The 12,462-nt window shown below is 66.1% G+C and carries 10 protein-coding genes; 8 read left to right on the top strand and 2 right to left on the bottom strand.

Annotated elements, in window-relative coordinates:
• Positions 1-761 precede the first annotated feature (761 nt).
• From ACILRH_RS18795 to ACILRH_RS18780, 4 genes are all read left to right on the top strand, one after another.
• Positions 762-3,191: a hypothetical protein gene (locus tag ACILRH_RS18795; protein WP_395695591.1), complete on the top strand. Its 2,430-nt coding sequence runs from the start codon at positions 762-764 to the stop codon at positions 3,189-3,191.
• 784 nt (positions 3,192-3,975) lie between these two features.
• A complete protein-coding gene (locus ACILRH_RS18790) occupies positions 3,976-4,320 on the top strand; it encodes a nucleotidyltransferase family protein (protein WP_395695590.1) in 345 nt (114 codons plus the stop codon).
• Positions 4,321-5,221: 901 nt separating this feature from the next.
• Positions 5,222-5,581: a hypothetical protein gene (locus ACILRH_RS18785; RefSeq protein WP_395695589.1), complete on the top strand. Its 360-nt coding sequence runs from the start codon at positions 5,222-5,224 to the stop codon at positions 5,579-5,581.
• Positions 5,582-6,218: 637 nt separating this feature from the next.
• A complete protein-coding gene (locus tag ACILRH_RS18780) occupies positions 6,219-7,661 on the top strand; it encodes a hypothetical protein (RefSeq protein WP_395695588.1) in 1,443 nt (480 codons plus the stop codon).
• Here the strand turns inward: ACILRH_RS18780 and ACILRH_RS18775 are convergent.
• Positions 7,658-8,689: a hypothetical protein gene (locus ACILRH_RS18775; RefSeq protein WP_395695587.1), complete on the bottom strand. Its 1,032-nt coding sequence runs from the start codon at positions 8,687-8,689 to the stop codon at positions 7,658-7,660. The two genes, ACILRH_RS18780 and ACILRH_RS18775, sit on opposite strands and share 4 nt — an antisense overlap.
• 521 nt (positions 8,690-9,210) lie before the next feature.
• On the opposite strand from ACILRH_RS18775, the gene ACILRH_RS18770 reads away from it, so the two are divergent.
• The 3 genes from ACILRH_RS18770 to ACILRH_RS18760 all read left to right on the top strand — a co-directional run bounded on the left by ACILRH_RS18770 (position 9,211) and on the right by ACILRH_RS18760 (position 10,563).
• Complete coding sequence (locus ACILRH_RS18770) at positions 9,211-9,705, top strand: HXXEE domain-containing protein (protein WP_395695586.1); 495 nt, start codon at positions 9,211-9,213, stop codon at positions 9,703-9,705.
• A gap of 101 nt (positions 9,706-9,806) precedes the next feature.
• The gene (locus ACILRH_RS18765) at positions 9,807-10,034 is read left to right on the top strand and encodes a hypothetical protein (RefSeq protein WP_395695585.1); all 228 of its coding nucleotides are present in this window, start codon (positions 9,807-9,809) and stop codon (positions 10,032-10,034) included.
• Between the two features lie 67 nt (positions 10,035-10,101).
• The gene (locus tag ACILRH_RS18760) at positions 10,102-10,563 is read left to right on the top strand and encodes an SRPBCC family protein (protein ID WP_395695584.1); all 462 of its coding nucleotides are present in this window, start codon (positions 10,102-10,104) and stop codon (positions 10,561-10,563) included.
• An 8-nt stretch (positions 10,564-10,571) separates the two neighbouring features.
• On the opposite strand, the gene ACILRH_RS18755 is transcribed toward ACILRH_RS18760, so the two are convergent.
• The gene (locus tag ACILRH_RS18755; protein WP_395695583.1) at positions 10,572-11,264 is read right to left on the bottom strand and encodes a DUF6989 domain-containing protein; all 693 of its coding nucleotides are present in this window, start codon (positions 11,262-11,264) and stop codon (positions 10,572-10,574) included.
• A 63-nt stretch (positions 11,265-11,327) separates the two neighbouring features.
• Between ACILRH_RS18755 and ACILRH_RS18750 the strand changes: the two genes are divergently transcribed.
• On the top strand, positions 11,328-12,404 hold the full coding sequence (locus ACILRH_RS18750; protein WP_395695582.1) for an NAD/NADP octopine/nopaline dehydrogenase family protein: 1,077 nt from the start codon (positions 11,328-11,330) through the stop codon (positions 12,402-12,404).
• Positions 12,405-12,462 lie beyond the last annotated feature (58 nt).

The following is a 12,462-nucleotide window of genomic DNA, read 5'->3' as shown; positions in this document are numbered from 1 at the left end:
ACCCGCGCATATCAGTCTGACCGCGCGTCGCCAACGACACGCTCACCAGCAACCACGACGGCGAAGCACGAGGCGCCCGCCCCGCAACGATCGGGACGGGCGCCTCACCCTGCTCTTGACAGGCGGCCACTACATATCAGTTGTACCCAGGCTCCAGGAACAGTGCCATCGTCGCTGACGGGCAGGACTGGAGACCGCGCGCCGCCCCAAACTGCTGCGGCCGCCCTGAACGCTTGGCGTGCCTGCTCAGCATCGCCGTCCCGTACCAGCAGCGCGCGCCGGATTGGGAGAACCCTGACTCCGAAGTCCTGTTGACCCAGGAAAGTGGCGTCCTTTGGAACGAGCGGATCTGTGGTCACAACACCAGTCAATCGGGTCGCAATCACGGCGACAAAGAGTTTGTCCCGGTCAGCCGGCGGCGGCATAGGTCTCGCTTGCAGCCCGATGACAAGCGGCGAAAGGACGCAGCGCGGCCGCAGGGCGCCAGCGGCTGCGCAGGGCGGTTGCAAGGCTGCTTGACGCGCGAATAGGCCGCTTTAGTCATGGACGTATGGCACCTTCGCGTGTTCGATTTCTGGACTAGGAGAGGGGGATCTTGGGTGCCCTGCAACGTTCTGGAGAGACCGCGGCGCAGGTTTGCTGTGACTGCGCGAGGCGTTGTGGTCGCGGTCGCGGTCACTCTCAGTGCGGCGACTCTATGCCTGACTACCCGTGCGCTAGCCGCGCCGCCAGTCGGCAGCGGAACTGTGTACTCAGCCCCGATGTCGATCGTACTCAATCCGAGTTCAGGGACTTCTTTCACCGGGGGCAGCCCGCGGTGCGGGACGGCGGCGGCACTCCTCGACGAGGGCGAACCGCGTCAAGCGGCCGAGTTGATAGACACGATTCGCATCGAAACAAACGACCCGACGGCCTGTTCGCATGAAGCAGCCGCCGTCGGCACCCGGTTCGTAGAGGTCGACGTGCTCATCAGCCATGCCTACGAACGTGCCGACGGTCTCCCAAAGGACCCAACGTCGGACGCCGAAGTCGAGCAGTGGCAGGACGTTCAAGTTGACGCCGAGAAGGTGCTTGAGCTCGACCAGGACAACCAGCGAGCGACTGACCTCAAGGAGAAGGCCGACACTGCGCTCGAGCACGCGACCATCGGCACCACCCTGCAGTCCAAAGCGAAGGACTGGGCCGACGCAACGGGTGACTCAGGTGCCAAACTGGCGACCCTTGCTGCGATCGTCATAGCGACCCTTACTGCGACGCTGTTCTTGGCAAGGCTGCTGTTGCTAGTACCGCCGTCTACGCGCAAGAGAGGGAATGGGCGCCCTCGTAGGACTCCAGCGAAGTGGGCGCGCTATCCCTGGGCAGCCGGGATCGCCAATGCGGTCGCTGTCGCCGTAGTTGTCTGGCTCGTTCCCAAAGGCTTAGGCACCGATGTCAGCAAGCTAGATCTATGCGGCATCGTATGGAGCGCCCTTGTCATTCTGGGCGTAGGGTCGGCGGTCTTCTTCACATGGAGTTGGCTGTACCACCGTCTGCGCGTCCGCATCGACATGCAAGAAAAGGGTGCCGCAGCGAAGGCTGGTGCAGCGGCGATCGTCACCCACCTGCGCGACCTCGGAGCGGCTCCGCCGACTGGCTTGGAAGCGCCGCTCGGGACCGACGCCGAAACCCTCACCGGGTCGAACATCACGTCCTCGGTCAAGGGCATTCTGGCGACCCTGGTCGGTTTGCTCCAAGCCGCGCTGGCCATCACTCCCTGGCGGATTCTCGTCGACACCGTGTCTATTCCTGCCAGCGGGGCCGAAACTGGGGCAGAGACGAAGTCGAGCTCGACCGATATTGCCCGGTCAGTGGGCGCGGATTCGAAGACGGTCGACGTCACCGTCGTGATGGTGTCCCACCACGGTCGCGTCGTCGATAGTGCAATCATTCGACCCTGGCTGGACACCCCGACCAGCCCTCGCGTAAATCCCTACAAGATGGTCGCAGCGCGGGCACTGATGTCGATCCTTCGAACTCAGGATGACTACGCCGGCCTCGGGGGCGCCCGGAACTGGCGAAGCGTGGGCCTGCAGTACGAAGCGACGACCGGCGAGCACTCTCCCGCTGAGCAACGCGCTCTCCTCGCCAAGGCCGTCGAACTCGACCCGCAGAACTGGTCTGCCCGGATGGGTTACCGCATGAAGTTGCAGTTCAACTCCACCGACCTCGACACGCTGGCCAGCCTCGCCAGCTGGCTTCGAGAAGCAGCCGCAGTCCAAGGGCAGGGGGATGAGGCACTGAAGGCTCGGATGCTGTTCGCAAGCTACGCAACCGTGCAGAACTACGATTTCGTCGCCCGGACCGCTGGCGCCAACGCAACCAAGACTGTAACGCCGCCCGCCGCGGCCAGTATCCGCGAAGAATTGGACGCCGCCATCGCAGACGCGAAGCTCGACTCGTCTTTCCGTGAAAGCATCTCAATCGCCGCTGTGGCGCTCACGCGACCTGCCCCCGCGGGGCCCCAGGTCATTCCTCTCCCAAGCGACTACGAGCCAGCTTCCGCAGGCGGGACACTCGGGCGCGGCGTAACCCAACGCGAATGGCTCTTGACCGACCTGACGATGGCCTACGCCTGGGCATGTTGGAGCGCCGTTGAAGCGTCAAAGGAGACCGACCCTAAACGACGTGAAGAGAAATACGACCAGGCGCTCCGGTTCCTCCAGTTCGCGCACGGTGACGCCGACGTAAGAGAACAGGTTGACGGTGACCAGACCTTCGAAGAGCTCAGGAGGACGACCGCCTTCCGTCGCAGGTTCGGCGCAAAGCCTCAAACAGACATCATGGCGATCGAGCCCTTCAAGAACCGCGCGTCTGAGTTGAAGGCTGCCGCTTTGACGAATGCCGCCGACATCGCCCAGTTGGGTCCATGGCGGCTCAAACGACTCATCGGCACGAACATGACGACGGCGACGCATCTCCTCGTCAATGCCCGTCTCGCCGCGAGGGTGACCGAATGCGTACCGACTCATCCCGTCGACGTCCTAGAAGTGCTACACAAAGCCAAGGTCACCAACATCGAGGCACTCGGGACTGTTGTCCAGGATCCGACGCGCGCCATTGCGATCAGGGCCGCCATCCTTGAACGCTGCGTTGACGCTGGCCTCCCCGATCCGGAGGAGACCGCCCTGGACAGTCTCCTGGGACTGAAGTAGCCCCAGGACCGCACGTCCGGCAGACGTTGACTCCCGGCCTCCCAGTCACCGGCGTTCATCACGCGGGGCGCTCCCTCGGCCTGACAGTCCTCAGCGCCTCCCGGTTTCGCAGCGCAGCGGCGCGAACGCGTGCGAACAGCGCCGCCGACCGGCGCCGCCGGCGGCATACGTCGCCGCTCCTCTCGCGCGCCCTCCCGGCATAGAGCCCGACTGCTGGGTCGCTTCGAGGTCCGTGCTGAAGAGCGCCACAGCCGGCCAGGTGAGTGTTGACCTCCTAGAGACGCATGCGAGCCCCTCCGCATCATTCCCGAGGAGGCCTGGCACATCATCTCGCCGTTGATTGGCATGCCTCGACCAGTTGGACCGGCCGCCAACTGGTGACGGTTCCGCGCGAATAGGTCCGGGGGACGGGCAGGCGGCAGTAGGACGCGGGTCGATCTACCCGATCTCTGGGCGGCGCAGGAGCACCGCGAGCCCTTCAGGAGCGATTCTGCTCGGAGCAATAGATGCACGGTCCTTCGAGCTCGTGGCAGCGACCCAGCTCGTGCATCGTGACCGCTTCCACCTCGTCCTCGGCCGCTGCCGTCAGGAGTTCATCGACGGTCTGCGGCATGTCGTCCTAGCGGTCCCCGTGGCGCTCTCGCGTTCCACCATGGTCTGCATTCTGACTAGCGCCCGGGGCGGATGGATAACGCATACCTGTCCGGCGTGGGCCGTGCACCGGCAGGCGGCGGAATGGGGCGGGTTCGCATCGTGCTCGCACGACGTTTGAAAGTGTTGGTACGTGAATCTCACCGGGAGCGAGAGCGCCAGATTGCAGGCCGTCAAGGCTCACGCGTCAGAGCTGATCGAGATCGCAAGAACGTGCGGCGCTAGTGACGTCGCGCTTTGCGGCTCGGTCGCCCGCGGTGAGGATCGGGACGACAGTGACATTGATTTCTTGGTCGGGCACTTTGATGGTGACGACGGGTCCGTATCTCGGGCTCGTGCTGACGAGATGGTGAAGGCGTTCCGAGAGTGCCTACATCCATTCCGGGTAGACCTGCGGCCCTTGCCCGGTTGGCTGCTAGGGCCCGAGCACCATGCTGCTATGACCAAGGATGCGATTCCGCTTGCTTCGCTGATCTGAGGCGTACGACCGGCCTTCGCGGCTCCGTTTCGCTTCGCAGGCGGAGCGCGACAAGTGCAGCGTGTCACCTCGGTGCAGCAGACCCGCGGCCGGCGCGCGTGGCGGCCACTCGTGACGTTCGCAACTGTCCGTCGCCGGTCGTACGGTTCCGTCCATGGCTCAGCCGTCGCCCGAGACCAAGGTGCTCGTCGTTCCCTTGCGTTCGAATGCGTATTCTCTCGTCGCAGGCCCTGGGGTTGCGGCGATGCGGCGACGACTGAAAGCCGCCTCCCTCATCTATGACCGGGTGTACTTGGAGCGCGGTCGGGTGCGGATTACCGTCGGCCCTCACGGTGGATTCACTAGCAATATCCCGGACGATCCGCTGGCGCAATGGCAGACGCCTGCAGCCCGGTCAGTCAAGGGTGGCGAGCGCTTCTCGATCAGCTTTTGTGAGCACGATCCGACAACCCCACAGGGCGTCAGTCTCGAGTCAACGACCCCACTCTTCGAGTCTGAGACCACCTATCGGTGGGATGCGACCTTCGCACCATTCGCCCGAGAGATGCCGGCTGGGTGCGACTGGATGTCATGGGCCACCGTTCCGCCCCTGACCTCGGACACGAGCCGACTCATCAGTGACTGGACAAGACACGACATGGAGAGCCCAGCGCTCCGCCGACAGTGGCCCAACCACATCGTCCGCTCAGAGATCGTCAAGCACGTAAATCGCGACCTGGTCGTGGCTGCGGCAAGCAACGTTGCGGTCACCCTCGACCCCCTCCATCGACAGGTCTATGAATCGCGATTCCGCCTAGATTCTGAGTGGCGCCCAGAGGGATTCGTTCTCCCAGTCGTTGTGCCCGCTGTCTCGGCACTCGGTTGGGAGGACATTGCGGCTCTTCGGAGACACCCTGGGATGGTGGCCTTCCGGGAGGTGCTGCGTGAGGTCGAGCAGCAGGCTCTTGACGAGGCCGCGGGCGGTGATCTGGAAGCGGCCGCCCACCACGCCTTCGAGCGCTATCTGGCGAGTGTGGCAACGACGGCGAAGACGACCGTGCGCGACTTGGCCAAAACGCATCTACGAGGCTTGCTGGTCGGTAGCGTCGTCGGTGCCATCACGCTGGACTGGGTCGGCCCGGTAGGTTTCGCTGGAGCCGTCGCCCTCGGTCAAGCCGAGCCAGTCGTCGGAGACATTGTGCGTCTCCGACGCGCCAAGTCGAAGCCATCTTGGCTCGCCGCCTACCAGTCTCTAACCGCGATGCCCGGCGCATCGAGATAGGGCGCCTCGCGGTGGAAGGACGCGTTGTCAGGTATACGAACCACCGCGTGAGGTCCGTCGGCAGCGTGCACCTGACGCAACTGCTGTGCACCGGGCGCGACCGCGACAGATACGTCGGGTGCGTGGAGGGACCGGGCGGCGGATCGCACTCACCTCGGCAGATCCGGATAATGCCTTCTGCCCAGATAGACGCGCCATTAGTGACGGCGTTGCTGGGGGATGGCCTGCCCGTGGCATCTCTGGGCCGTGGCCAAGGTACGAAGCATCCGCGGACGACTGCGGACTTGTTGCAGAGGCTGTACGTCTACACAGCGACTGGCGCGCAGTCGACGGCGACGCGGGCTCCTCACCGATGTGGTCGGTGGTGGCGAGGACACCAGCTGGGTCGAAGTGGGACGCAGCACCCCTCGACGTCCAGCGGGCCGCTCTCGGCGTGATGATGCGGCTCACCGTGTTGCCCGCGGGCTCGGGTCATGTCCTCGATCCGGAGGCATAAGACGTGGTTTCGAACGATCACGATCGCAGCCCTGATCATCGAGGATCAGGTCCGGATCGAACGGCAATCGCAAACCAGCCCAGACTCCGGCAACCCTTTGAACGTTGCGTTCCCGGCGGGTCGATCAAGTAGGTTTCCGCCGTGCCTGATCCGTTGCGACCAGACTTCTGGGAGATTGTTCGCCCGACACTGGCTCCCGCTCGGGAAGCAGGGCGCGCGTACATCGCAAGCGGCAAGTTCGTGGAACGCTCCGACGAGCGGAAGTACACGGAGAGCAACGAAGGGTGGCCTCTGGTCACGGGCAGCCGCCTGTTCCCGAAAGGCGCCCCCAGATGGCGTTCTCTGTTTTCGGTGAAGGCCGGGCAGTTTTCGAAGGTTCTGGTCGATGACGTTCCGGAGCTCCGTGACGGGATGAATGCAGCCGTCGCCCGCGCAGAACAGGACTCAACCTTCGCCGAGGGCCTCGACCTGACATATGCGGTCATGACCGATCCAGAGCGTCGCACATTATTCGCGCAGATCGAGTTCCTTTCGGTCGTCGGTGACATCCTCGGGAGAGCCGAAGACCTCGGACTTGAGGATGACGAATCACTGTTCGACCTCTACCAGCAGATCGAACGAGGACGCTTTTCGAGCGAACTCACCGGGGACATCGTCGTCCCACTGGTACTCACAACCTTCGAGACGGCGACGCCAGTGCAGTTGCTGGACTCATTCTGGTTGGAGCCACTGGAGGAGCCAATACAACGGTCGCGTGCACTCGACGACAACGGAGCCCATGCGGTCTCGCCGATGATTGCGGCAGCAGCAACCCACGCGATCGTCCAGCGGGATCAAACCTTTCCGAACACCGTCTGGAGCGATGCGTACGTCGCCGGCGCGAATCGGGTGCCGTTCGAACTCGACACCGTTCACCGGATTCTTGAGTGCATTCACATCGTGACCGGAAAGAAGACCGGTTACTCCCAGATCCTGGTGCGATCAGATTCGTGGGTCTCCTGGTCAGGCTGGATTGCCGACTTGCCACACGTATGGAAGGCACAGTCGGTGAAGGCGTACCCAGATTCATTCGATCGAGGCTGGCTCCGACCTAAGGATCCGATTTCTGCCGGAGAAGTCGAGGAGATCGTCGCCGTTCTGCCCGCCCTGCTCGCCAGCCCCAAGAACGTGCGCCTGGCGTCGCGACGATGCTTCCGCTCGACATTTCGTGACGACATCGAGGATGAGATTCTTGATGCGACGATCGGAATCGAGGCTCTCCTCAGCCAGGACCGAGACGAACTGACGCACCGAATGTCGCAACGCGCGGCTGCTGCACTTGCGGGAGAGTTCCGCGCTGACGCGATCTATCGGATTCTCAAGCAGGTCTACGGTCAGCGATCGCAGATCGTCCACGGAACGACGCTGAAGAACTCGAAGGTCAAGTTCGGTGACGTTGAGTTCTGGACGAACCATATGGGCGTATTCCTATTGCGCAACCTTTTGCGCAACTACCTGCTCTCGCCGACTCCGTGGACACCGTCGAGTCTCGACGACGTCATCCTGACGCGCCTCGGTCACATAAACGATGAAGGCCCCGTCTAGAGGTCGTCGATGTTGCGCCCGACGAATTCCATGGATCCGAGCCATGCCTGCTTGATATGGCCGCCGTCCTCAGGATCGGCGTACCAGGCTTCCCCATGGGTGGGACCACTCCACTCCCAGGCAACCTCCATGCCTATTTCAAAGTGCATCCGACTCGTGGGGAAGATGCGGAAAGTCACGGCCGCGGCGCCCGGGCTCACAGCCTTCAGAATGACTGCTTTGACATCAAGCTCTTTCGACATGTTCTCGTCTGCGAACACGGGCACACCCACGTGCTGCACGAAGTGGCGCTCCCGGGGAATGGCTCGAACCACCCTCAGCAAGGCGATGCCGGAGTCGATCGCGGCGATCACTTCGTCGTCCGTTGCCCCTGCGAATCCATGAACGATCCCGTTCCTCACTCGCGCGAAGCTGTTCAGCGCGCTCGCCGCGCCTGCGGTCATGACTCCGACTTCGACTAGACGCTCGACGCCCGTTCGCAGCCCTCTCCACGGCCCGGTCCCCCATCCGGTGGTCAGGAGCAACTCGCGGACCGCTCGTTCTAGGTGGGCGCTCAACAGGATCAGGGCCACCCGGGGTGCACGGCTCGCCTCTTCGAGGATCTCATCGACCAAATCTTCAGTTGAAGACTCCGCATCTTCGGGACCAGGTCCCGCAGTCGCAGACGTCGCTGTCGTCTCGTTCGGACCATTGGCCTTCGGGACCGGCGGAGGCGCTACTGGTGGCGCGGCTGAGCTTCCAGCCTCTTGCTGCGCGGCCTGCGTTTCGGCGTCCAGCTGGCTCAGTTCATCTCGGAAATTGAATCCCGCCCCGCCAGGGAGGGTGGCCGACTTTAACATCGGGGCGAGAATGAGAATGAGGAGCACCGCGAGAAGGGCGATGCTCATCGAATCGACCACGAATGCATCCGGTGCGAGCCCGTGCAACACGATCAGCAGGACAACGAGCGCGGCGAGCGAGAGTCGAGCGGGTGTGACCCGATCAAGACCGCGACTTAGTGCTGTCCACACCCTCCTCAGCTTGTCCATAAGGAGACCATCAAACACCGGGACTTGAGACGGCGGCAGCCAAACGCTATGACCCTGCTGATTGCCAGTTTCAGATTCCGGAGGATCCCGCCGTATTCGACGCGCCCGTCACGGCCATCGGCGGAATCACCTCGAGCAGTCTTGACCTCAGCCTGCGGACCGACCAGATCGAACGGCTGACCAAGTCTGAGGTGCTTGAGCGACTTCGAATGGTCGACCGGACCGAAGACTGAACGTTCGAGGAACCTCGCGCCGGTCCATTGGCAAGGAGGCCGGAAGAGCTGAATCCGCCGCGTATGGCGTACTCACGAGTTATTGGATCTGCCGATGGTCGTGCCCACTCGTCTTGACCGAGGCGACGCCGAAAGTGTGTCTATCTGGGCGCTGTGCACCTGGCTCAAAGGGGCGGTATCCAGTTGTGGCGCCGGCTCTGCGGCACAGTGAGGCTTGTGAGCGGAGCGCAAGCGGAGACAGTGCGAGATGTCGGCCGTGGGAGCGGGGCCGCGGCCGCCGTCGCGCTCGTGCCCGCGTCCGTGACCTGGGGGCTCCTCGCGTCGTGGGTGATCCACGACATCGAGGAGGTGGCGACCGTCGCGGGGTTCGCGGAGACGTCCGAGCGGCGGTTCGGGCGGCCGCTGCCGGTCACGCCGGAGCAGCTGGCCGTCGCGGTGGGCGCGGTCGGGGTGGTGGTCGCGGCGGCGTCGGCGCGAGGGGCGGCGACCGGCGGGCGGTCGTGGCTGTTTCGGCAGGTGCTGCTCGCGCACGCGGCGCACAGCGCGTGGCATGTCGGGGCATCGGTGGTCGTCCGGGGCTACACGCCGGGCGTGGTCACCGCGGCCGCGGTGGTGGCGCCGCGCGGCTGGTGGGCGCTGCACCGGCTGCGGACATCGGGGGAGTGGAGCGGTTCGGAGCAGGTCGCGCAGCTGCGCACCGCCGTACCCGGTGCCGTCGCTGCCACCCTCGGCGCGCACCTGCTCGCCCGAGGAGTGCTCCGGCTGGCGCGGGCGAGAGCCTGATCCGGAGGCGATTGTTCGGGTGCGGCCGACCTCACACCGCAAACGGTTGGATCGATCCAATTTTGGCGCCATACTGGTGGTACGGCGATGAGAGGAACACGATGAACCGCCTGCACGAAGAACTCGACACGCTGCACGAGTGGTACGTCGAGGCGATCAACAACGCAATTGCGCACGACGACCTCGCCCTCGCGACCGAGATGGCCGCCGAGCACGAGCGCGACGTCCTGCTCCTGGTCGCCGACCGCGACGGCAGCCGGCGTCCGGCCGGCGGGGGCAACCCGCTGCGCCAGCTGGCCGCCCACGTGGCGGCACTGCGCGCGGCCTGACTGCTCGGGCACGGCGCGTCCCGCGTCGTACGTCCACTCCGCCGCCTGCGTGCGGCAGGGTGAGCCCATGGGCTGGTGGACGGTGCGGGTCGAGCGGACGCTGAGCGACGACGTCCCTGCGCCCCCGGAGACGGTGCGCGACTTCTACGTCGACCTCGACAACATCCGGGTCGTGCACCCGCTGATCGTGTCGGTCGAGCGGCTGGACCGACACGAGACGGCCGACGGCTACGAGCAGAGCTACCGCGTGGTCGACCGGATCCGGCTCGGACCGGTCGCGTTCAAGACCGCCTACCGCGCCACACTGCGGGTCCCGGTCACCGGCGACGTGCTCACCGAGGCGCACCAGAAGCCCGGCGTCCGCCTGCGCGGCACCGTCACCTTCGCCCCGGTCGACGGCGGCACCCGGCTCACCGAGCGGCTCGAGATCACCGCGCCCCGCCCGCTGGCCGGCATCACCGTCCGCGAGGCGGTCGCCGCGCACACGGCGATGCTGACGCGGATCCGCGACCACTTCGCCACGTCGTAGCGACGCGGTCAGGTGGTGAGGCGCCAGGTCGCGACGTCGATGACGAAGTACGTCATCACGAGCGCGCCGAGGTAGAAGGTCGAGACCGCCAGCGCCGCACCGACGCGCGCGAGGAGCGGGCTGCGACGGGAGAGCGAGTACGCCGTCGCAGCGGCCCACCCCAGCGCGGCCTCGGCCGGCACGACGTAGAGCGCCACCCCGGCCCAGCGGTGGGTGCCGCCGACCGGCTCCCAGAGGCCCAGCGTGGGCGCGAGGATCTCGGCGCCGAGGAAGACCAGCGCCGACAGCAGGGCCGCGCGCCCGGGCCGGCCGCCGGCCAGGGTGAGGGCGATGAAGAGCGGCGGCAGCCACATCGCGGCCATCGCGAGCGGGATCGCGTCGTCGAACCGCGGCCCGCCCGTGTCGGGGAACCGCAGCGTGCCGACCACGTCGACCAGCACCCAGTCGGGCAGCACCTGGAAGACCGAGACGATCGCGAGGAACCCGGCCAGCTCGGCCAGGTCGGCGCGGCCGGTCGCGCGGCACACCCACAGCAGCGCGACGGCGTACGCCGCCACGACCGCGAGCACGCACCACCCCTGGGCGGGCGGGTCCAGCGACAGCGCGACCGCGCCGCCGACGAAGAGCCCGGCGTGGACGCCGATGACCGGCCCGAGACCCCGGCGGGAGGCGCGGCCGGTGGCAGCCAGCGTGGTGGTCACGGCCACAAGGTAGCGGTGCCGCATTCCCTGCGGGGCCGGTCGGCGCGAGGCTACGGTGCTGGCATGGACGTCACCGTCGTCGGCTCTGGGAACGGCGGTCTCGCCACCGCCTTCGACTTCGCGCACCACGGGCACTCCGTGCGCCTCTACGACAGCCCGCACTTCCCCGACCACGTGCAGGAGGCCGCGGTGACCGGCGGGATCCGGGCCACCGGGGAGCTCGAGGGCTTCGCCGAACTGGCGTACGCCGGCCACGACGCCGCGGTGGCCCTCGACGGGGCCGAGCTGGTCGTCCTCGTGGGCCCCGCGTACAGCACCGAGCACCAGGCGGCCCTCGTCGCGCCGCACCTCACGTCCGGCCAGGCCGTCCTGATCTGCCCGGCGTCGTGCGCGGGCGCGATCACGTTCAAGCGCGCCGCCGGGCTGGCGCTCGACGACGAGACGATCACGGTGGGGGAGACCAGCACGCTGCCGTACGCCGTCCGCATCGTCGGACCCGGCCACGTCAACGTCTTCCACAAGCTCCCCGACGGCGTGCTGGTCGCGGGCCTCCCGCGGTCGGGCACCGGCCGGCTGCTGTCGATGATCCAGGACGTCTACCCGGGCGCCCGCGCCGCCGACAGTGTCTTCCAGACGACGCTGCAGAACGGCAACCCGGTCATCCACCCGGCCGTCACCTTGCTCAACGCCGGTCTGATCGAGCGGACCACGGGCGGGTTCCTCTTCTACGAGGAGGGCGTGACCGAGTCCGTCGGCCGGGCGATCGAGGCGGTCGACCGGGAGCGGCTGGCGATCGCCGACGCGCTCGGCGTACGGGTGCTCTCCGAGCCCGACCTCGGCGTGGTGCAGGGCTACATGACCGAGGCGAACTACTCCACCGGCTACTCCACCGCCCCGGGGTTCCTCGGCATCGGCGCGCAGAGCCAGCTGGACAACCGCTACCTGACCGAGGACGTCGGCTACTCGCTGGTCTTCCTCACCGACCTGGCCCGCCGGCTCGGCGTCGCGACGCCGATGATGGACGCGGTCATCACCATGGCGTCGGTCGTGCTCGACCGGGACTTCCGCGCGGAGGGCGCGCGGACCCTGGCGAGCCTCGGTCTCGACGGGCTCAGCGCCGAGGAGCTCGCCGCTCTCTGACGGGGTCTCCTCCTGGCCGCCCAGGGACCGCGTGCCGGCGTACCGGATCGGTGGATGG

Origin of the sequence: Nocardioides sp. (assembly GCF_044226765.1) — a bacterium.
In the GTDB taxonomy this organism is placed as follows: Bacteria; Actinomycetota; Actinomycetes; order Propionibacteriales; family Nocardioidaceae; genus Nocardioides.
The sequence above is the reverse complement of the archived record's forward strand: the minus strand, read 5'-3'. Positions and strand labels throughout refer to the sequence as shown.

Excerpts from the sequence above, each read along its gene's own strand:
- ACILRH_RS18765 (WP_395695585.1), top strand. The coding sequence starts at position 9,807 with ATGAACCGCCTGCACGAAGAACTCGACACGCTGCACGAGTGGTACGTC.
- ACILRH_RS18750 (WP_395695582.1), top strand. The coding sequence starts at position 11,328 with ATGGACGTCACCGTCGTCGGCTCTGGGAACGGCGGTCTCGCCACCGCC.
- ACILRH_RS18775 (WP_395695587.1), bottom strand. The coding sequence starts at position 8,689 with ATGGACAAGCTGAGGAGGGTGTGGACAGCACTAAGTCGCGGTCTTGAT.
- ACILRH_RS18760 (WP_395695584.1), top strand. The coding sequence starts at position 10,102 with ATGGGCTGGTGGACGGTGCGGGTCGAGCGGACGCTGAGCGACGACGTC.
- ACILRH_RS18795 (WP_395695591.1), top strand. The coding sequence starts at position 762 with ATGTCGATCGTACTCAATCCGAGTTCAGGGACTTCTTTCACCGGGGGC.